This is a genomic window from Nostoc sp. TCL26-01 (genome assembly GCF_013393945.1).
In the GTDB taxonomy this organism is placed as follows: domain Bacteria; phylum Cyanobacteriota; class Cyanobacteriia; order Cyanobacteriales; family Nostocaceae; genus Trichormus.
Genome location: NZ_CP040297.1, coordinates 1256829 through 1277852 on the forward strand (window position 1 = coordinate 1256829; position 21024 = coordinate 1277852).

Below are 21024 nucleotides of genomic sequence, written 5' to 3' on the forward strand. Positions count from 1 at the left end.
AAACCGTTGTGAGTAATAATACATGAGTGTAATAACTGTTTTACTAGCGATCGCTAGACTTTCAAATATTTCTATCCTGCCATTGTTTAGGGTCACGTTTGACATGAAAGCAGGCGATAATAGTAATTACATCTTCTGACAAAATATACATTATTCCATAAGGAAATCGACGTATTAAAACTCGTCGTACTTGTCGATACACTTCAGGATAAGCTAAAGGGTTGCGTCCGATTAATGCCAAACTACTATCGACAGCACGTACAAATTCTGAACCTAATCCAGAACTACGTTGCTCGTACCATTCAAAACCATCTTGGATATCAAGCTCTGCTTCTTGGCTAATAATTAACTGATAAATCATTGACCAAAACCTAGTCTTTGTTTAACCTCTTCCCAGGTTGAACCTTGATTTGGGTTTTGACGATGTGTTTCTAAACGTCTATCCAATTCTTGTTTTTGCTCGTTGCTCAGAGTTACTGCATTAGTATCATTCAGAATGCTATCCCATAAATCCTCTGCAAGTTGTATTCGTTCGGATACACTTAATTGGGAAATATCAACGTTTAATAAAGGATTCATGGTTATTTGCTATTGTTGACTAACATCTACAATTTTAAGCTATTGCTTAATCAGATTCCCAGATCCCCAACTTTTCAAAAAAGTCAGGGATCTTGCCCCTCATACAATAGGTGATCAGCTACCATTTTTTAGAGCGTCGTTCCCGTCGCATTTCTTTGACCATCTCACTAATTTCTTGAAGAGTAGGTTCATCGGCATCTACTCCTAAAGTTTCAATTTTTTCTGATAATTCTGCCCAAGTCAATTGTTTACTAATTTTTTTAAATACAATTTCATCTTCTCTAACCAAGACTTCGTATTCTGTCAAAGGTTGGAGTTTAACTAACACCTCTGGCGGGATTTCGAGTTTTCCTTCAGCCGTCACTTTGGCAACAATATTTGTATTCATAGTTTAAATTTACCAGTTTTATAAATTTTATCCTTTTCTTCCTTATCTCCCCACCTCCCATTAGGAAGCGCGAGAACGAAAAAATCAGACTTTGCCGAGGAAGTTCGTTACAAAAACAGAAACCAGAACCACAACTCTCAACCGCACCCATAAAATCAACATAAAGTTTCAGCAATATTACTGGCGACGATTAAATAATTGACTAATAATCGGCATTGATGCCGACGGAATAAGGCTGTAAATAATCACTGATTGAGAAGTAAGGCTAAAGAATGAAGAGGAGTGCAAAGTCTCAACGGGTTTGCTGGTGGTTTTTACCAAAATTGACCCACTACAGTTTAACTTTGTTGCTGAGTGCGGTTTTAATGTCTGATGCTATGGGGGCGACACCGAGAAACCGAGGGTTGCAGATAGCACGGGATACAAAAACAGTTGCGCAAGAGACCATAAGCCAAACTAACACCCCAGACATCTATCGTGTTGCAGCTGAAAAAGCAGACGCAGAAGCTAACAAGTTAAACACAAAAACAACACCCATTACTCAAATCATTGCTAAACATAAAGAAGCCCTCAAATATTGGCGTTTAGCAAAAGACCTCAAGAAAGAAGCTCAAAAGCTCAACACAATTTCTGGATTATATTATGTCCGTGGTGAATATCCGCAAGTTTTGAAATATGCACAGGAAGCAGTGATTGTTTGTCAAGCTATAGGCGATCGCGAATCTGAGGCATTAGCTACTACTTTCATTGCTTTGAGCTATGAACAAATGGGAGAATACCAAAAGGCGATCGACGCTATAAAAGTCTCACTACAGTTTACTCAACACGTCGGAGCGCGATTTGGTATTTTACTAAACATTGCCCGGAATCATGATAAATTAGGTGAAAAACAGAAAGTACTTGATTCTTACAATCAAGCTCTAGCTTTCTCAAAAGAAACAGGTGATGTCGTCAAACAAGCTGAATCACTTCAATCTATTGCTTATCATTACTTCTTATCTGGTGAAATAGATAAAAGCATAGAAATTCTTCAGCAAGCAAATAATCTCGATCCAGAATTTAAAAGAGAAAAAAGCAAAACCAATCTGCTTTACCTTTCGTTATCAAGCCTCAGTTGTGTAGATAAATTAGCATCATTAAACAAGCCTTCCCAGATTGACAAATCAGTAACCAATAATTCTGACCCAGCTATCAACAATAATATCGAAAATTTCCAACAAAATGCTCAAAAATATCGCACACTAGAAATTCTTAGAAGTGAAGCCGATTTTCTAGAACTGCTTGGCGGTCTGGAATACGCAAGAATTGGGGAATATCAAAAAGCCCTGGAAGTTTATCAACAAGCACTCAAACTTAGGCAAATAATGAGCGCTAAACCTGAAGAAGTAGAGACACTTACCGATATTGGTCATATTCTCAACTCGCAAGGAAAAAAACAAGAAGCGATTAATGCCCTCAATCAAGCATTAGATATTCAACGTCAGCTTAAAACTCGTCCCGCCCAAGCAAATACTTTACTAACTCTAGGTGATGTTTACTTGTCTTTAGGAGCATATTCTGAAAGTTTAAATGCCTATAAACAAGCATTATTTTTATCACAAATTACTGGCAAGCGGAACGATGAAATTGACACTCTCAAACAGATTGGTATTATCTATAAAAAATTGCAACAATACCCACAAGCCTTAAATTATTATCAGCAAGCTTTGTCTATATCCCAAAAAACTGGAAACTGTCAACGAGAAGCTTTCTTACTAGTTAATATTAGTCGCCATCACTTCGCAGCAGAAAATTATCAACAAGCGGTTAATTTTAGTAATCAGGCTTTAGCGGTGGTTCAGAAATTAGATATAGATGAGTACAAATTAAGTGGAGAATCTCAGATATTTGATATTCTTGCTCAAGTTGCAATTAAACAAGGAAATTATGCCAAAGCTTTAGAATATTCTCAAAAAGCTAGAAAATTGGGTCGAGAATCCGCCTTTAAGCAAATAGAGGCGAATGCGATCGCCACAATTGCTGAAGCTTACCAAGCCCTCAAACAACCCCAAAAAGCCATACAAACTTATCAAGAACAACTTGCTTTGTATCAGGAAATGGGCTTACTTTCCGAACAAGCTCAAAGCCTCTACAATATTGCTAAACTGCAACAGCAAAATAACCAATTGCCAGCAGCTATCACCGAAATAGATAAAGCGATCGCCATTATCGAAAACATCCGCCAAGAAGTTGCTAGTGAAGACTTACGTACTTCCTACTTCGCTACAGTACAGGATTATTATAAGTTCTACATCGACCTTTTAATGCAACTGCACAAAAAAGACCCATCCCAAGGATACGATGCTTTGGCACTGCAAGTGAGCGATCGCTCCCGCGCCCGTGGTCTAATAGAACTACTCACCGAAGCAAACATAGACATCAAAAAAGGCATTGACCCAAAACTTTTAGCAGAAGAACGCCGTCTACAATGGCAAATCAATGCTAGAGAAAAATTACTATCAGAACTATCATCTAAAAAAGAAACCCCAGAACAACTTTTAACCAACACCAAACAACAACTCCAAGACCTACTCAAACAACAGCGAGAACTGGAAGTCAAAATCCGCACCAGCAACCCTGAATATGCCGACTTAAAATATCCCCAACCGCTAACTCTCAAACAAATTCAACAACAATTAGATAAAAACACACTGCTATTGCAATATTCTTTAGGTGCAGAACGTAGCTACCTTTGGGCTGTCACACCCGACTCTCTCCATAGCTATGAACTCCCCGGACGCGAGAAGATAGACAAAGTAGCCAAGAATTTATACAACAACTACTTAAAAAATCCAGGATACCAGGGAGTTTCCCCAGAAGATACAGCCAAAGCTGCTAATGAACTAAGTCAACTTATCCTTGCACCCGTTGCTGATAAATTGGGGCAGAAACGCCTAGTAATTGTTGGTGATGAAGCCTTACAATACATTCCCTTCGCCGCCTTAACTGACCTAACCCCCCAACCCCCTTCCCTGGTAGGGAAGGGGGAGCAAGATAAACTCCCCTCTCCTAAGAGGAGAGGGGTTGGGGGAGAGGTCAATTATCAACCATTGGTAGTCAACCATGAAATTATCTCTCTACCTTCCGCCTCCACCATTGCCATTATCAGGAAACAAACCAAAGGACGAACAAAAGCACCGAAAACCCTAGCCATCCTGGCAGACCCAGTATTTAGTGCTAAGGATGAGCGATTTACTGGCAAATCCTCTAATATTGCCAATAATAACATTGACCAGCAACTAGAAGAGTCTGCCCTCAAGCGGTCTACGAGAAACATCAACCGCAGTGAAATTCAAAGACTCCCAGGTACAGAACAAGAAGCAAAAGAGATTCTCAAACTTGTCTCACCTTCCGAGAACCTACAAGCCTTTGGTTTTGATGCTAACTATAACTGGGCTACCAACAAGCAACTGAGTCAATACAAGATGCTGCACTTTGCTACTCACGGCTTTCTAGACAGCACCAACCCAGAGTTATCAGGAATTGTTCTTTCCCTCATCGATAAACAAGGCAAATCCCAAAGAGGCTTTCTCCGACTCGCTGATATCTTTAACCTCAATTTCCCTGCGGAGTTGGTGGTGCTGAGTGCTTGTGAAACCGGGCTGGGTAAGGAAGTGAAAGGAGAAGGGCTAGTAGGATTGACAAGAGGACTAATGTATGCAGGTGCATCGAGAGTAGTTATGTCTTTATGGAACGTTGATGATGAAGCCACATCGTTATTGATGAGCCAATTTTACAGCCAAATGTTGCAGCAAGGGAAAACTCCTGCTGCTGCCCTCCGCGCCGCACAACTCAAAATGTGGGAACAGGAAAAATGGCGTAATCCCTATTCTTGGTCAGCCTTTACCCTGTTGGGCGAGTGGGAATAAATAATGGCAATTTTACTAGTTTAAGAGACTTCTAATTATCAATTTGAAAAATAATGACTGAGAAAATCTTGTGGAGTTAAAATTGGAATTTTGTTAAATTCTATCAAAACCAATAAATCTAAATCACCAGTAATAATTGCTTCAGCATTTGCTGCGACAGCCGCAGCCAGAACTACGGTATCTTTTGGGTCGCGCAATTGAGGAGCATCTACAGAAATAGTTGAACAATCATTTGCTAAACCCTTAACTACAGACATCAAATCCTCAACTGTATAACCTCTTTGTTGTAGTCGCAGTTGAAATTTATCACGTTTTAAAGTTATTTCTAGTTCCAAAAATAAAAGTTCAGAAGCAAAGACATTAATTTGTTGATTTCTTGCTAAACGCAGAGTTTTACCAGGAACACCTCCCCACAATAAAGCTGAAATCCAAACATTGACATCAAGGATAACTCTCATGGATTAGACCATAACTCTCGTCTGACATCCTTGACAATTTCACTAATTTCTTCCAAGGTAGGTTGACTGGGATCGGGTTCTAATTCATCAAGACGTTGTAAAAACTCATCTAAATCTACATCTGGGTGAGTTATTTTTTCTAAAACAATACAATTTTCCTTGATAATTACTCTGTATTCATCACCTGGTTGAAGTTGAGATTGAACTTCTGCTGGTAGATTTATTTGCTTTTCGTCAGTTACTCTAATAATTGGATCTGTTTCCATAATTTTTATATTTGAGTCTGATTCGATTTTATCCTTTTATTTATGTCATTTAGCTAAAGCGTAGATGAACAATTGCTTGTAATTAAGTATAAGTAGACATATCTTTTTCTCCACCTCAATCTCCTGCTAGGAAGCGTCAGAACAAGAAAATCAGACTTTTTCGTTACAAAAACAGAAACCACAACTGTAACCTGAAACATTCACCATAAAATCAACACAAAGTTTCAGCAATATCACTGACGACAATTAAATAATTCGTAATTCGTAATGACGCTCGTTCGCGTAGCGTCTCCCCTTGGGAGAAGACTTGCTCTAAGCGAAGCTATGCCGTTCGCGTTAGCGTCTCTGAAAGAGAAGGCTTTACGCTACGCTAACGTAATTCCCCTCCTACTTTGCGTACCTCTGCGCTTACCTCCGCGCCCCTCTGCGTTTAAATTCTTACCTCAATATTTACACGAGTGATTTCTCATGAAAAACATATTTCTATCCAAACAATTCATCCTCCCCTCCATAGCCACAATTGGTTTTTTAGGAATTTGGGCTTCAGTCTCAGCCGAATCACAAACCCCACCCAAGTTTACCAAAGTAGACAATCCCAAAGAATTTAACTTACAAGGAAAAGGAGAACCATCATTACTCAATCAACAAGAAAAACTCCCAGGACAACGGGTAGTTATAGGAAAAGATGACCGTATCCCCATGACTAGCAGAGATTATCCTTGGTCGGCGGTGGGTAAAATTGAGGGGGTAGGTGATGATGGTAGCGGTTATAGTTGCACGGGGACTTTGATTGCAGAAGATATTGTGTTGACAAATGCTCACTGTGTTGTTAACCCGGAAACTGGAAAAGTTAGTCAAGCGATCGCATTTCGTCCAAACTTAATTAATGGTATCCTGCGAAGTAAAAATGATGTCGCTTATGCCACTAATGTTTATTACGGCACAGATTTTAAAAACCGTGATTTAGCCGATTATGCAAACGACTGGGCTATTTTGAAACTTAACAAGCCTATTGGTCAAAAATATGGTTATCTGGGTTGGAAATCTCTACCTGGTTCTAGTCTGGTAGGTGATACTCAAAGTTTTGCTTTAGTTGGCTACTCTGGCGATTTTCCCAACCCTCAGAAGAAAGGTTATGAAAATTTCACTGCTGGTAAAAGCAATACTGCTGGTGTTCACATAGGATGTAGTATTCTCCGCCGCAAAGATAACTTGCTCTACCATAATTGTGATACTAATCATGGGGCTTCTGGTGGTGCAATTATCGGTAATATTGGTGGTAAGTATTATGTATTAGCTCTGCATTCTGGCTCAAATAAAGTTAATGGATTGTTGTTGAACCGTGCAGTAGAAATATCTCGCCTAAATGAGTGGTTGCAACAAAACTAGAAAGTTAGTCTGGTATTCATACTGGATTTTGGAAATGCAAACTAAGCGCAGCCTATTACGAATTGCCATAATTAGGTAGACTCAATTTAAATCCTGGTAAGACATTTTCACCAGATAATTCTGTAGGCAGATTTTGCACTTCTACATCTTGGGTGGAACGATAAATTTCCACTTGCTGCTGTTGGGGATTAATTAACCACGCCAATTTTATACCAGCATCTATATATTCCCGCATTTTCTGGCGCAGCTTTTCTAAATCGTCTGTAGCTGATCTTAATTCAATGACAAAATCCGGTGCAATGGGAGGAAATTTACGTTTTTGTTCAGGAGTGAGGCTTTCCCAACGTTCTCGTTGAATCCACGCCGCATCAGGAGAGCGATTGGCTCCATTTGGTAATTTGAATATGGTAGATGAGCTAAAAGTATAACCGAGTCCCGTTTGACGATTCCAAAATACTAAATCAGCAATAAGGTCTGCTTCTTTATTACCGCTTTCTCCGCCAACGGGGGGCATAATCATTAATTCTCCACTAGGCGATCGCTCAAATTTCCATTCAGTGTTATTTTGACATAGTTGATAGAACTGTTCGTCTGTGAAATGAACTGTGTCTAGGTTTAATGTCAAAGGGCTGATAACCATAAAGTTAATTTAAACAAGAGTAGCGATAATACAATGCTACTGCTGCAAATTTGGATTGTGATAGGATCTATTAATTTATTCTGAAAATAGTTCCATCAGAATTTACGGGTCAGCATCTAAACCACAAATGAGACTCAGTACACCGCACTTAGAACTTAGCACTGTTTGTCAACGACCGATCGCAGTTGATTTATTTGCGGGTGCTGGTGGGATGACGCTTGGGTTTGAACAGGCTGGTTTTGATGTACTGGCGGCTGTGGAAATTGACCCTATTCATTGCGCGGTACATGAGTATAATTTCCCCTTTTGCTCGGTTTTGTGTAAAAGTGTAGAAGAGACAACAGGGGCAGAAATCCGAGAGCGATCGCCAATTGGTCAACGTGAGATTGATGCTGTAATTTGTGGTTCACCCTGTCAAGGATTTTCTCTCATGGGTAAGCGGGTTTTTGATGACCCGCGCAATTCTTTAGTATTTCATTTTCATCGATTAGTTTTAGAATTGCAACCGAAGTTTTTTGTCATGGAAAATGTTCGAGGAATTACCTTTGGTGAACACAAACAAATCCTCAAAACTTTAATTGATGAATTTAAAAATCAAGGCTATCAAGTAGAAGAAAATTATCAAATTCTCAATGCTGTCTACTATGGCGTACCCCAGTCTAGAGAAAGATTATTTCTCCTTGGCGCTAGAGCAGATATGACGTTACCAAAATACCCAAAACCAATTACTAAATCCCCTAAAATTAGTAACTCTCAACGCAAATACTTTTCCGACTTACCCATGTGTCCCACAGTTGGGGAAGCAATTGGCGATTTACCAGAAGTAGAACAACACTCAGAGTTATTAAAACAAGATTGGATTATTGCAGAATATGGTAAACCTAGTAATTATGCTTCCTCTCTTCGTGGACTTAGCACTTTTATAGATGATTATTCATATCATCGTCATTTCAATTCTCAGATTCTTTCTTCCAGTCTGAGAACCAAACACTCACAAGCAACTATTGACAGATTTCATCATACCTCCCAAGGCGAAAGAGAGCCAATTAGCAGATTTCATAAGTTACATCCGGCTGGTGTCTGTAATACTTTAAGAGCAGGCACAGATCAGCATAGAGGTTCTTATACTTCTCCCAGACCAATTCATCCATTTACACCCCGATGTATCACAGTTAGGGAAGCAGCACGCTTACATTCTTACCCAGACTGGTTCAGATTTCATGTGACCAAATGGCATGGTTTTCGCCAAATTGGTAACTCGGTTCCGCCATTACTAGCTAAGGCTGTAGCGACAGAAATTATTCGTAGTTTGAATATATTACCTGTTAAACCAAGTATGCAATATGAGTTGGGTGCAGAGCAGTTATTGCAATTAAATATTTCTCAAGCAACACAATATTATCTGGGTAGGGAATGAGGAATAGGGATTGGGGATTGGTAATTTGTATTATCTAGAACTTATGGTAGTGTTTTTTCTAGAGTTTTAGTATCTTAAGGAAGAGGTAAATAAACATCAATTACCCTTAGATAGTATTTGTTATCTAAGAGGACGTTGGAAAAGTCTGTTTCTTTGTCATGTTGAATGCAGCGTAGCGGAATGAAACATCTCGGTATGTGCCACAAAACCTAGATTCTTCCTGACGCGGAGCGTAAGGAAGAATGACATTTTTATACCTACTGAAACTTTTCAAACACCCTCTAAGATTCCTATTTGATTTTTGCCAAAACTCAATACAACTCAGAAAGCTTATTGCCTATTCCCAATACCCAATACCCAATACCCAATCCCCTACTTCCTATTCATATAGTTGCGCCTGTGTCTTAAGAAATATTTTCCGTAGATTTAACTAATAAACAGCTAAAAAAAGCTTATGTCATATAAAAACTCAAGTTTGCTAGATGTAATGCGTTGTAACTCTTATTTTTTGGGGATAACATGATATTAAATTCCCTTTTAGTTTAGAACACCACATCAGGTGTCAGTTTTTTTATGGAAATACAGTTAATTAACATCGGTTTCGGCAATATTGTGTCGGCTAACCGAGTCGTTGCCATTGTGAGTCCAGAATCTGCTCCCATTAAGCGGATCATTACCGACGCGAGAGACAGAGGCCAGCTGATTGATGCTACCTATGGTCGCAGAACCAGGGCTGTAATTATCACCGATTCCAGTCACGTAATCCTGTCGGCTATCCAACCGGAAACGGTAGCAAATCGGTTCGTGATTTCCCGCGAGCATCAAAGTGTAGAGAATTGATAGGGAAGAGGAGTAAAACCCCATCCCTCTTTGCACCATATCGGCGGTACTATGTGAATTAGACAAGTTTTCTGTCACTCGTGCTACAAATTCGTTAGTTAAAATTTGCTTTGGCGACGCAAATCAGATTAAATTACTAAATCTACTAATGAATGATGTTTCTTGATTAATTCACAGGTTTAACGGATGATGCAAGTCTTACCCATCCAGAGTTGTGCTACTACCAAAGAATTTCTATCGTCAGGCAAGTTGATTGTTTTAACCGGGCCTAGTGGTGTCGGTAAAGGTACTTTAATGCGATCGCTACTACAGCGTCATCCGGAACTTTATTATTCTGTATCCGCCACAACTCGTTCCCCCCGCCCTGGCGAAATCAATGGCGAAAATTATTACTTTATTAGCCGCAACAAGTTTGAACAATTAGTGGCTGAAGGTGAATTCCTAGAATGGGCAGAATTTGCGGGTAATTACTACGGGACTCCCCGCGAAAATGTGCTTAATCAAGTCCAATCTGGGAAGTTAGTCGTATTAGAGATTGAATTAGAAGGAGCAAGACAAATCCGTGCGTCCTTTCCTGAAACCTTGAGTATTTTCATTTTGCCGCCTTCCTTTGAAGAGTTAGAAAAACGGATTCGGGGACGGGGACAAGATTCAGAAGAAGCGATCGCTCGTCGGTTACAACGCGCTAAAGCAGAAATTCAAGCCGCCAATGAATTTAATATTCAAATTGTCAATGACGATTTGGAAACTGCTCTCCAGGCGATCGAAGTAGCTTTATTTGGGTAATTGACAAATCCCCAAGTCACCCCCAAGTCACATTCAATTTGCAATTGGTAATGGGGTATTGGTCATGGGTAAAATGACAATTACCTATATCCAACACCCAATTACCAAAGGTTTAATTAGCCTACAAGACCTTGAATTAATGCCAAATTACTAGTCAAAAAGTAAGCAACTACTGCACCACCAATACCACCAATTAAGAATGCACTGGCAAAATTGTTCCAGCCTTCTTTGGAGTTAAAAGCATCTGGAGGATTGGGTACAGTCACACTAGCAAGTGCCGGAGCAGGATTGCTATTAGCATAGAGAGATAAGCAAGCAGTAAGAATTACTACTAAGCCTATAGATGCTAGCAACCCAGCTAAGTTAGCATTAGGTGCATTACGCAGTGGGCCCAATTTAGCAAAGGGGCCAAATAGCAGGTAGCCATGAGCCATACCAACTTCTAAGCCACGTCTAAAAGGTGTTAGGCCAGGACGGTAGGCAGGTAAGTTACCGATGAACCATTTAACTATGGGAGAAGAATTCACCGGGGTTTCTAAGTTACCGTATTGAGGATCGCTTCCTGCTGGAAAAACAACTTCCCGATTTCTAGGGTCACTGGGGAGATTTTTTGATGCGTCTACTGCTTGCGCCATATTTTATGTTTGCCTCAAAAATACAATGGTGGCATTTTTATATTAATAATAATTGTAGCCAAAGATGTTTTTTGCTAGAGAAGTTTAGAAAAATTAATTTAGGTGATTTAACAACTCAGAAACCCGCCAGCCATAATTAAGATCACGAGTTTAAATAAAAGTTTTTTTTGCCTATATTGCTGATAAACTTACCTAATTTAGATTAAGTAAATCAACCACACAATCTTAGGCAAAAAAGTAATAAAAGACTGATTCAGAAGTCAGAAAAGGAGATAGTAATTAAGTTTATTTAACTGCTCAAGAGAAGCAAGTCAAATCTACCAATCCATACAGAATTTATCCTGTATTTTTTTCCTGACTCCTGAATTTTTACTTATGAAAATCCCAGGTTTAACCTATGGTAAGGGATGGAACAATAAGTCTGGGAAGAAGCGATTGAATTCAATTAAAATCCCGGCTGTGATGGTTAGCCAGATAGTAGCTGCCACTGGTGCTGTAGAAATAAACTTAATGATGTAGCTGGATTGATCAGTTTTTTCTGCCATGTTTTTTTCTCCAAAAAAAGTGAAATTAATTGAGATGAATTAGCGAGGGGAAACAGTGATTTCTGAGTCCTTAGCAGTTAATTCACCAGACAGAAGTTCTTTAATTGCGGCAGCAGGCCAAGCAAAGCCACTAGCGACTAGAGGTAATGCAGTACCCAAATCGATTTGGATTTCTTTTTGTTCCGCATCAGAGCCTTTGCCAACAGCCTGTAAGTAGGCACGACCTACCCAACCAATCCAACCCGCAATGTAGAGGAACAGAACACTGGGGATCAAGAAATCGCCAGCGCGATCAAGACGACCATCAACAATCAGGTGGGGATAACCTTCTGGGCCACATAGAGCTTGAGAATAGCGCTCAAAACGCTTTTGTCCTGACTTGGGGTCTGCTGTAGTATTGCGGGCATTTTTAGCCAGTTCTTTAAACGCAGCATTGTCTCCGCAAGGTGTCAGATTCGCTCCAAGAGCTTTTGCTGGGGGAGCAAAACTGAACGACAGACAAATCACCAAAATCAAAGCAAACAATCGACGCATGGATTTGTTTCCTTTTATTACACAAGAAAAAGTTTTATGTACAAAACGAAGCGGCTTGTACAGTCTCGATTTGCTTAACTAGCAAGTCATCATACTCTTGCGCGGTAATCGAGTAAAGTTGAAGTAAATAAAAGTTAAAGCTTCTCAAACAAATCTTAAGAGACTACCGCTAACAGCACTCAGCACTCATTACTCAACATGACCACTGTTTTAGCCATCGAAACTAGTTGTGATGAAACTGCCGTGGCGATTGTTAAGAATCGTCAAGTTTGCGGCAGTATTATAGCCTCACAAATCCCTGTCCACCAGCAATATGGGGGAGTAGTACCGGAAGTCGCTTCTCGTCAGCACTTAGAAACGATCAATGAGGCGATCGCTCAAGCAATGAGAGAAGCAGAATTAGATTGGGGAAAAATCGATGCGATCGCTGCCACTTGTGCGCCGGGACTGGTAGGAGCGCTATTAGTGGGGCTAACGGCTGCCAAAACTTTAGCAATTTTACATAACAAGCCATTTTTGGGAGTTCATCACCTCGAAGGTCACATCTATGCGACTTATTTGAGTGAGCCAACTTTAGATCCCCCTTTTCTTAGCTTACTAGTTTCTGGCGGACACACAAGCTTAATTTACGTTAAGGAATGTGGTCAGTATGAAACACTAGGGGAAACCCGTGATGATGCGGCGGGTGAAGCTTTTGATAAAGTCGCTAGGTTATTAAAGCTGGGTTATCCCGGTGGCCCCATCATTGACAAACTAGCTCAAACCGGAAATCCCCAAGCCTTTGCCCTACCAGAAGGAAAAGTTTCCTTACCAGATGGCGGATATCATCGCTATGACGGCAGCTTTAGCGGCTTAAAGACAGCTGTACTGCGTTTAGTCCAGCAATTAGAAAAAAATGGCGCAGAACTGCCTCTGATGGACATAGCCGCCAGTTTCCAGGAAACCGTAGCCAAAGCATTAACCAAAAGAGCGATCGCCTGTGCCATAGATTATGGCTTAGACACCATAGCTGTCGGTGGTGGTGTAGCCGCCAATAGTGGCTTGCGAAAACACTTACAAGCAGCCGCAAGCCAACACAACCTGCGCGTCCTCTTCCCCCCCCTGAAATTTTGTACCGATAACGCCGCCATGATAGCCTGTGCCGCCGCCGATCACCTATCACGAGGGCATATCTCACCCATCACTTTGGGAGTGGAATCTAGGCTATCCCTGAGCCAAGTTATGAAGTTATATCAGTGAGGGAGTGCTGAGTGCTGAGTGAGGGAGTGAGGGAGTGAGGGACAAGAAGAGAATCTGTTGACCAATGACTATTGGCTATTGACTATTGACCAATGACTACTGACCAATAACAATTTCCCGAATACTTTGAGCAACGGCATCTGGTTGTTCTAGCATTGCTAGGTGTCCACAATCAGGAATTTCAATTACATTGTCGCCGCAGTATTGGAAAAGCCGATGAAAGCTGGCTAAGTGACGGACGTATTTGGGTTCCATCACCTTATCGTCAGCCCCAGCCAGAAAATAAACTGGCTGCTTTAGCTGGGATACTAACTTTGGTAAACGGTTGACTTCTTCCTCTGTAGTTGAGTCTAAGAGAGATCCCAAAGCAGCTTCAGGATCGGCGACAACAAAATCAATCACACGTTGACGCGCCCAATAACGATCTAGAGGACGAGAAACACTAGCCCTAGTGAAGAGTAAATCAATTAAAGGTACTTGAGAGAGCCAACGGGGACGTACTTGTAAAAATTTTTGCCCAGCCAACCGAAACTGCTCAAAAGCTTCCTTGAGGTAAATACCACCACCAGCATTAATACAGATCACGCCCTTGATACAATCAGGCATTTGAGAAGCAGCCCAAAGAGCGATCGTCCCACCGAGGGAGTGACCAATCAGCCAAGCACTAGTAATATTTAGCTGTTGGAGTAGAGCTACCAAGTCTTGAGCATAGGCAGCTGGTGTGTAAAGAGAATCAAAAGACGAACTGAGCGATCGCATAGACTGAGCAGATAAAGTCATAGAACCTTCCGCCCGATGAAAATCACTTTCTAGCTGTGACTGAGACTCGCCAAATCCACGCAAATCATACGATAAGCATTGCAAATCTACTGACAAGCGAGAAATCACAGGTTGCCAGTATCCACGGCTATTGAGCCAACCGTGGACAAAAACTAAAGCATGGGGGCAGGATGTAGGGGCTGTTAGCTCGTATGCGTGCGGATAGCCCAAGATTTCAATAGTTGCCATATTCATATCGTACCCTCAAGGGTGGGTACGACAAAATACAGAATAGAAAAGACTAGTTAAAGATTTAAAAATGGGGAATAGGTAACAGGTAATAGGGAACAGGTAACAGGTGACAGGGAATAGGGGAATAGGGGACAAAAGAGAATAATTCATTCCCCATGCCCAATGACTATTGACTATTGACCAATGACTATTGACTATTACCTAAATCACTTACCCAACAATCTTTGGCGTACTCCTTCCGCAATTTTATGTCCTAAATATTCAGGAATTAGGCTTTCATTTGGCCCTAATAGATAGAGAATCAGTCTGGTACGTCCGCGCCAAACCAGTAAATTGGCATTGACCACTAGTAAGTCTTCTTGCCAGATGGCATACATTACTTTGTAAAATAACCCCGGTTGATTATCAGCCTCAATGACTAAAGCCGGCAGATGAAAAACGGGATCAACATAGAATTCAGTCTGTACTTGTTCTAGTCCAACATCCAGATTAAATTCTACTGCTAGCATTTCCTCTACTTCAAACCGCCCTCCCAAAGCTTCACGAATAGCCCGACAGACATTATCTGCGGTTTTTTCAGTCAAAGCTTTGCTACCGCGAGATACCAATAATTTGATAAAAACTAACATTGGTGGTCGAATCTGCCCATAGAGACTCAGACCATGAATAGTTAGTCCATAAGCTGCCAGTACACCAAAAATATCGCTGAGGAGAAACGACTGATTCCGGTAGGCAAAGTGCAAGGCGCTTTTGCTACCTTCTGGTTTCAACTCGATCACGGCACGTTTAGTCTTATAGAGACGATAAGCTAGCCGCAAATTTTGCAGCTGAATCTCACTGCTGACAAATTGTTCATAAAATTGGGGAAACGCTCGATTAAAGCGCTTGAGAAGTTCCAGTGTCGAATTTTTTAAACCAGACGCCATTGTTAAGGGTAAGAATCGCTTACTTTTGTCACCGGGGGTTGGGGAATGGGGAGATGGAGAGCAGAGGAGCAGGGGAGCAGGGGAGAATAACCACTACTGACTACTCATAACTCGGCACTCAGCACTCATAACTCAGCACTACTCAAAGCCCAATACCTAATCACTTTTATATATACAATTCACTCTTTATCCTCTCCTTTTGAGGAATTTCTTCTAGGCTTTACAACAAAGTGCTAAAGTTGAAAATAATTGGTCTGAAACACACTGTAATTGGCTATTGACATTAAAATTCCCGAAAACTCATAAAAAATATTGAGTGGAAGGATAAAAAAATGGTAACGGCTTTGTCAAGTGTGAATCACACTCTCGATAGTGGTAACCAATTCAGTTATACTCCCCGAACCACTTTGGCATGGGTTTTTGGAAAACTTGGTTTAGTACTCCTGAGTCGGCGACAAATAAAACACACCCCTTTGATGAGCATACGGTAGACGCTGTGGGTAGCTCTAACCCCAGCAGCGACGCTTCCGCAGCTACACGAAATGCAGAACGCATTGTTTTTAGCACGGAGCGAGATATTGACCTGTATGAACTAGAAGAACTCTGTGATGCTGTCGGTTGGTCGCGTCGTCCTTTAAGAAAAGTTAAGAAAGCTATTGAGCATAGTTTTCTCGTTGCCTCGATGTGGCAAGTGCGAGGAAACCAGAGGCGATTGATTGGTTTTGCCCGCGCTACATCAGATCACGCTTTTAATGCCACGATTTGGGATGTGGTAGTTCACCCAGATTTTCAAAATAAAGGACTGGGTAAGGCATTGATGAAATATGTACTCAAAAAACTTAGGAGTGAAGAAATTAGTAACGTCACTCTTTTTGCCGACCCTCATGTTGTAGATTTTTACCGGACTATGGGTTTTATGGCAGATCCGGAAGGTATTAAAGGGATGTTTTGGTATCCACACTAAATTTTTGGGAGAAATAAACATAGCCGATCACCAAAAAATCAGTTACAATGGCAGAGGCTTGTAAAAACCTCATCGGGATGTAGCGCAGCTTGGTAGCGCGCCTGCTTTGGGAGCAGGATGCCGCAGGTTCAAATCCTGTCATCCCGATTCAAAACTTTAATAAATTAACCCCAAATCTAATGAAAAAAGGAGATGGGGTTTTTGTGTTGACAATGCTGGGGGAATGAGGGGTGTAGGGGTGTGAACAGTGAACAGTGAACATTTATTAACTGGTAACTGTTAACTGTTAACTGATTTAGTAGGGGTGTAGGGGAAGAGAGAATTTTCTCCTTTAAAGATTGTTTAATTTTATACTTAATTTTTGACTGTAAATATTTTGATATGTGGATAAATAGAGAGTAAGAATCAGGAAAATTATTCTTAAATCACAAAGTTCCAATCTAATTATTTATGTATAAATTGGAGCAGTTAATCACTAACTATGAGAGGGAACGATTAACTCTTGAATATCGTCCCTATATTTGGACAAAAACAAGAAAATGGCATGAACAGTATTATAATGTCGGGAAAGTTTTTGTTCTATGACAAATAGACATAATAAGCATCTACACTAATTCGTAGTGAATAGTAAAGTAAAGCTGAGAAAAGCATAACTGGAATGGGGTTAACAGGTGGTAAGGACACCACAAGACTCTTGGGAGATTTGAAAATCTACCGTTTTAAGAGTAAATTAGGAGCATTTAACTACCACCACGACTTTTTCACATTTTCAAAGGATTGATATATAACTAAAACGAGTCGGTGACGTGTAAGTCCAACAAGTTCGCCGACTTAAATTGAACTCATTGATGCGAGGAAGACTCATGAAAGCATTAGTTCGCTGGGGCGCAACATTAGGTTTAGTTGGCAGTACTCTGCTGGGAACAGTATATTTCGGTAACTTACCCGTACTAGCACTGTCAGAACAACAAATCAAAGAAAAATTAGACTCTGTGCCGGTTTATATTATTACCAACAACCAAGGGTTACCATTGAGCCGCCCGCTACCCGCACCACAAAATGGTCAAAAAGCAGGTGGTTCTGTGACTGGTGTTTATTTGAGTCGCCAGGAAGCTCAAGCTTTTATCAACGAGCTGCGAAACAGCAAAAATACAGACCCAAAGATGCAGGACATAGTGAAAAGCTTGCAAGTGACTCCAGTACCTTTGGGAGTAATTTATCAACAATTACAACAAACTAAAAAAGATCCCAATCGTTTGTTGTTTGCCTTTAAACCTGTGGATCAGGAAATTAAAGGGGCATTAGAGTTACTGCGCCAGGGTGGTCAACAGGTAAATCAGTTTAAGAGTGTACCAATTTTTGCGGTCAGATTTGCACCAGATCAGGGATATGTACCGATTACATTAGGCTCAGAGAAAGAGCAAGTTGTACCGCTATTTTTTAGCAAGCAAGATGCACAAAGCTTATTAGGTCAGGTCAAACCGAAGTTTCCGAAAGCGGATATTCAGGTGATAGACGTAGACGGAGTTATTAAGACATTACAAGATAAGAATGATGCTTGGTTGAAGCAAGTTGTTTTAATACCATCCCCAGAGTCTAGAGAGTATATCAGGACTTTACCTCAAGGTAAAACGCCGAATCCGCCAACTGCACCTACTCAGAACAACAATTCACGACCAGCACCCAAGCCAAATCAACGTTAGGGATGACAAAGACACAGCTAAATGTAGTTTCTGGTTTACAACTTTGGCAATGGCGTTCTAGAGCAATTACCGAGGCGATCGCTGATCATGTCCCAGTAGCTGAGGTGGATTGGCTACTGCAAGAGATAGCTGGTTTAGACCGTCTAGCGCTGCGTTTAGAATCTTTTAAAGACCAAGCGGAGATTTTCATGGCTTTGTCTTTAGAAGAGTTAGAGCAGTTGTGGCAAAGGCGATTGAGCGATCGCTTGCCAGTACAATACATTGCTGGGGTGACACCTTGGCGAAACTTTAAACTGGTGGTGTCGAGTGCAGTTTTAATTCCCAGACCAGAAACAGAGTCTTTAATTGATTTAGCTGTGGCTGCTACTGCTAGTAGTGAATTAGCTACACAACTACAACAAGGACATTGGGTAGATTTGGGAACTGGGAGTGGAGCGATCGCTTTGGGGTTAGCAGATGCTTTCCCCCAAGCCACAATTCATGCTGTTGATTGTAGTCTAGAAGCTTTGGCGATCGCTCAACAAAACGCTCACAATTTGGGTCTATTTGACAGGATGCGATTCTATCATGGTCGCTGGTGGGAGCCGTTAACTTTTCTCAAAGGTCAATTTAGCGGTATGGTATCCAATCCACCCTACATTCCCAGCGAAATTGTATCTACCCTACAACCAGAAGTAGTAAACCATGAACCACATTTGGCTTTAGATGGCGGTGTTGATGGCTTAGATGATATTCGTCATTTAATAGAAATTGCCCCCAGTTATTTGCAATCTGGGGGTATTTGGTTAATTGAAATGATGTCTGGACAGGCAGATACTATCCGGTCATTGTTGGAAGCTCAAGGTAGTTATTGTCACATTCAAATTCACACTGATTTGGCAGGTATTGAACGTTTTGCTCTAGCTTATATTCAGTAATACAGCGTGAGTTCGACGACTGGAAAAAACCCCTCTCCAAACCTCTCCCCTAAAAGGAGAGAGGCTTTAAAACCTTGATTTTTCGTTGATATTTTATGTTTTTGACTGCCCTCTCCGCGTCGGAGAGGGCAGGGTGGTTTCATACGAAAAAAGAAAAATACATACATCTTGATTTGTCGCTTTGTAGCAGAAGTTTTGACCCCTCTCCAAACCTCTCCCCCACGGGGGGAGAGGCTTTGAAACAAAGTTTTGTTTTTTCTCTGTTTGTATGAAACCACCCTGCCTCTCCGCGTCGGAGAGGGGGGAGAGGTCAAAAAAGACTTGTCGAACTCACGTTAATACAGCAGAATTCAGAATTAAGGAGTCAGAATTCAGTGAAACAGTAGAGACGTTGCATTGCAACGTCTCTACATAATTTATGTGTATCATGATTAGCGTGAAATGGTATGAATTGGGAATTGATCAAGCATCACTCTCTACGTCCTGAGAATTATCATTACTTTCATTGCTCGTGGTTTGCTTCAAGTCTACAGCCGCAGCTTGAATATTTTTAGCAGAGTTTTGAAAATCCTCTCCAGCCGCGTGGATATCTTTAGCTGAAATCTGAAAATTTTCTCCAGCTTCTTTTAGTTTATTGGCGGTTTCTGGTAACAAGGTAGATTCTGCTCTGTGGATAATGTCACCAGCTAATCGTTCACTAAAACCAACTACAAATGCCAGTGAGAAGAAGAAATAATATTTAATTTCGTTATCTTCTGAAGATTGATTTGATTCTGGAACTCGTACTGTGGAAATGATATTAGAGTTGACGATTGTAAATACCAATATCCCAAAAGCTGTACCAATTAAAGGCTTGGCAAAACCAACTAAAATAGGAGCAGCCGAACCTTTATAAGCACTATCACGATATTGTTTTAATCTTAGTAAAATGCTAATTATACTGCCAAATGTCCCGGCTATACCAGATACCAAGACTAGAGTGTATCTTTCAAAAAATAACTGAGTTTCAGTTGGTTCTAGTTTGTTCAGTCGCTCGGAAATTTTGACTGGACGAGAGTTATTTACTGATGGCGACAAATTGATATTAGTGGCGATCGTTAACATCCCCGCAATAAGTAAGGAGCCAGGAACAGCAATTGTATAGAGTGGTAGAGCCATTGCCAGTCCCAGTAATACTTTAGTTGGTGCTGACCATTCCCGAACAGCTTGCTTAAAAAAATTGATCAGCCAACCCCCAGATTTTTTACTATTTAAAAAATACTCTATGCCGTATCTAATATTTTTAGCAAAAACTATTTTTTGGGTTTTGCCAGTCAGGAGAAAAGATATTGCTAACTTAATGGAATTCAGTTTAGACCGAAGAATTATACACTCAGATATATATTTATTTTTATGTCTTTGAATTTTAGCAATATGTTCTCCTAAATGTTGTAATAATATGACTTGATTGGCTATTTCTTCCTGAATTTCTTCAAAAATAAAATAACTCGGTTCCGATAATATCAGGTTATTATCTTTCTCTAAACTAATGTTTGTCGCTTGAAATTTACTCTCTACTTGTTGAATCAGTTCGTTAATATCTTCGTGTAATTGCTTAAGTATCTCTTGGCATTCTTTTTGCTCTTCTTTAAAAATCATCCGCTTGCTCACTTTGTAGTCATTAGTCAATAGTCATTAGTCATTAGAGGACGTTTGAAAAGTCTGTTTCTTTGTCATGTTGAATGCAGCGTAGCGGAATGAAACATCTCGGTATGTGCCACAAAACCTAGATTCTTCCTGACGCTCCGCTCCAGTCAGAATAACATTTTTATACCTACTGAAACTTTTCCAACACCCTCTTAGTATTCCCTCACTCTTCACTTAGCTTTCATTTATTAAG

Annotated in this window: 21 protein-coding genes and 1 tRNA gene; 10 read left to right on the top strand and 12 right to left on the bottom strand. The window is 40.6% G+C overall.

Annotated features, from left to right (window positions below):
- Nucleotides 1–61: 61 nt before the first annotated feature.
- From FD725_RS05295 to FD725_RS05305, 3 genes are all read right to left on the bottom strand, one after another.
- A complete protein-coding gene (locus FD725_RS05295; protein WP_179047155.1) occupies nt 62–361 on the bottom strand; it encodes a type II toxin-antitoxin system RelE/ParE family toxin in 300 nt (99 codons plus the stop codon).
- Nucleotides 358–579 (bottom strand): addiction module protein, encoded by a 222-nt coding sequence (locus FD725_RS05300; RefSeq protein WP_179047156.1) that lies wholly within the window; start codon nt 577–579, stop codon nt 358–360. The genes FD725_RS05295 and FD725_RS05300 overlap by 4 nt, the downstream gene beginning before the upstream one ends.
- A gap of 118 nt (nt 580–697) precedes the next feature.
- On the bottom strand, nt 698–967 hold the full coding sequence (locus tag FD725_RS05305; RefSeq protein ID WP_179047157.1) for a hypothetical protein: 270 nt from the start codon (nt 965–967) through the stop codon (nt 698–700).
- Nucleotides 968–1239: 272 nt separating this feature from the next.
- Between FD725_RS05305 and FD725_RS05310 the strand changes: the two genes are divergently transcribed.
- Nucleotides 1240–4875 (top strand): CHAT domain-containing protein, encoded by a 3636-nt coding sequence (locus tag FD725_RS05310; protein ID WP_179047158.1) that lies wholly within the window; start codon nt 1240–1242, stop codon nt 4873–4875.
- Nucleotides 4876–4913: 38 nt separating this feature from the next.
- Here the strand turns inward: FD725_RS05310 and FD725_RS05315 are convergent, their stop codons facing one another.
- Together FD725_RS05315 and FD725_RS05320 are read right to left on the bottom strand one after the other, a co-directional pair.
- Nucleotides 4914–5333: a putative toxin-antitoxin system toxin component, PIN family gene (locus FD725_RS05315; protein WP_179047159.1), complete on the bottom strand. Its 420-nt coding sequence runs from the start codon at nt 5331–5333 to the stop codon at nt 4914–4916.
- On the bottom strand, nt 5330–5599 hold the full coding sequence (locus tag FD725_RS05320) for a hypothetical protein (protein WP_179047160.1): 270 nt from the start codon (nt 5597–5599) through the stop codon (nt 5330–5332). The genes FD725_RS05315 and FD725_RS05320 overlap by 4 nt, the downstream gene beginning before the upstream one ends.
- A 468-nt stretch (nt 5600–6067) precedes the next feature.
- Here FD725_RS05320 and FD725_RS05325 point away from each other — a divergent pair, with 468 nt between their 5' ends.
- On the top strand, nt 6068–6988 hold the full coding sequence (locus tag FD725_RS05325; protein WP_179047161.1) for a serine protease: 921 nt from the start codon (nt 6068–6070) through the stop codon (nt 6986–6988).
- Nucleotides 6989–7043: 55 nt separating this feature from the next.
- Here FD725_RS05325 and FD725_RS05330 read toward each other — a convergent pair whose 3' ends face one another.
- A complete protein-coding gene (locus tag FD725_RS05330) occupies nt 7044–7628 on the bottom strand; it encodes a Uma2 family endonuclease (protein ID WP_179047162.1) in 585 nt (194 codons plus the stop codon).
- A gap of 127 nt (nt 7629–7755) precedes the next feature.
- Between FD725_RS05330 and FD725_RS05335 the strand changes: the two genes are divergently transcribed.
- The 3 genes from FD725_RS05335 to gmk all read left to right on the top strand — a co-directional run bounded on the left by FD725_RS05335 (nt 7756) and on the right by gmk (nt 10671).
- Nucleotides 7756–9045: a DNA cytosine methyltransferase gene (locus tag FD725_RS05335; protein WP_179047163.1), complete on the top strand. Its 1290-nt coding sequence runs from the start codon at nt 7756–7758 to the stop codon at nt 9043–9045.
- Between the two features lie 573 nt (nt 9046–9618).
- Nucleotides 9619–9885 carry an extracellular matrix/biofilm regulator RemA gene (gene remA, locus FD725_RS05340; RefSeq protein WP_179047164.1) on the top strand — a complete coding sequence of 89 codons (267 nt, stop codon included), beginning with the start codon at nt 9619–9621 and terminating at the stop codon, nt 9883–9885.
- Between the two features lie 186 nt (nt 9886–10071).
- Nucleotides 10072–10671 carry a guanylate kinase gene (gene gmk, locus FD725_RS05345; protein WP_179047165.1) on the top strand — a complete coding sequence of 200 codons (600 nt, stop codon included), beginning with the start codon at nt 10072–10074 and terminating at the stop codon, nt 10669–10671.
- A 116-nt stretch (nt 10672–10787) separates the two neighbouring features.
- On the opposite strand, the gene FD725_RS05350 is transcribed toward gmk, so the two are convergent.
- The 3 genes from FD725_RS05350 to FD725_RS05360 form a co-directional block, all read right to left on the bottom strand.
- Nucleotides 10788–11306 (bottom strand): photosystem I reaction center protein subunit XI, encoded by a 519-nt coding sequence (locus FD725_RS05350; protein WP_179047166.1) that lies wholly within the window; start codon nt 11304–11306, stop codon nt 10788–10790.
- Nucleotides 11307–11701: 395 nt separating this feature from the next.
- Nucleotides 11702–11851: a photosystem I reaction center subunit IX gene (gene psaJ, locus FD725_RS05355; protein ID WP_179047167.1), complete on the bottom strand. Its 150-nt coding sequence runs from the start codon at nt 11849–11851 to the stop codon at nt 11702–11704.
- Between the two features lie 39 nt (nt 11852–11890).
- A complete protein-coding gene (locus FD725_RS05360) occupies nt 11891–12385 on the bottom strand; it encodes a Photosystem I reaction center subunit III (RefSeq protein ID WP_179047168.1) in 495 nt (164 codons plus the stop codon).
- Nucleotides 12386–12583: 198 nt separating this feature from the next.
- Between FD725_RS05360 and tsaD the strand changes: the two genes are divergently transcribed.
- Nucleotides 12584–13624, top strand: coding sequence for a tRNA (adenosine(37)-N6)-threonylcarbamoyltransferase complex transferase subunit TsaD (gene tsaD, locus FD725_RS05365; RefSeq protein WP_179047169.1), 1041 nt, complete (start codon nt 12584–12586; stop codon nt 13622–13624).
- 96 nt (nt 13625–13720) lie between these two features.
- Here tsaD and FD725_RS05370 read toward each other — a convergent pair whose 3' ends face one another.
- Both FD725_RS05370 and FD725_RS05375 read right to left on the bottom strand, forming a co-directional pair.
- Nucleotides 13721–14632 (bottom strand): alpha/beta fold hydrolase, encoded by a 912-nt coding sequence (locus tag FD725_RS05370; RefSeq protein WP_179051430.1) that lies wholly within the window; start codon nt 14630–14632, stop codon nt 13721–13723.
- 209 nt (nt 14633–14841) lie between these two features.
- Nucleotides 14842–15561: a hypothetical protein gene (locus FD725_RS05375; protein WP_179047170.1), complete on the bottom strand. Its 720-nt coding sequence runs from the start codon at nt 15559–15561 to the stop codon at nt 14842–14844.
- Between the two features lie 412 nt (nt 15562–15973).
- Here FD725_RS05375 and FD725_RS05380 point away from each other — a divergent pair, with 412 nt between their 5' ends.
- The 4 genes from FD725_RS05380 to prmC all read left to right on the top strand — a co-directional run bounded on the left by FD725_RS05380 (nt 15974) and on the right by prmC (nt 19145).
- Entirely contained in the window at nt 15974–16525 is a 552-nt protein-coding gene (locus FD725_RS05380; RefSeq protein WP_179047171.1) for a GNAT family N-acetyltransferase, read from the top strand.
- Between the two features lie 73 nt (nt 16526–16598).
- A tRNA-Pro gene (locus FD725_RS05385) sits at nt 16599–16672 on the top strand.
- A 716-nt stretch (nt 16673–17388) separates the two neighbouring features.
- Entirely contained in the window at nt 17389–18228 is an 840-nt protein-coding gene (locus tag FD725_RS05390) for a Tic22 family protein (protein WP_179047172.1), read from the top strand.
- 2 nt (nt 18229–18230) lie between these two features.
- On the top strand, nt 18231–19145 hold the full coding sequence (gene prmC, locus FD725_RS05395; RefSeq protein ID WP_179047173.1) for a peptide chain release factor N(5)-glutamine methyltransferase: 915 nt from the start codon (nt 18231–18233) through the stop codon (nt 19143–19145).
- A gap of 462 nt (nt 19146–19607) precedes the next feature.
- On the opposite strand, the gene FD725_RS05400 is transcribed toward prmC, so the two are convergent.
- Nucleotides 19608–20813, bottom strand: coding sequence for a hypothetical protein (locus tag FD725_RS05400; RefSeq protein WP_179047174.1), 1206 nt, complete (start codon nt 20811–20813; stop codon nt 19608–19610).
- Nucleotides 20814–21024: the final 211 nt, after the last annotated feature.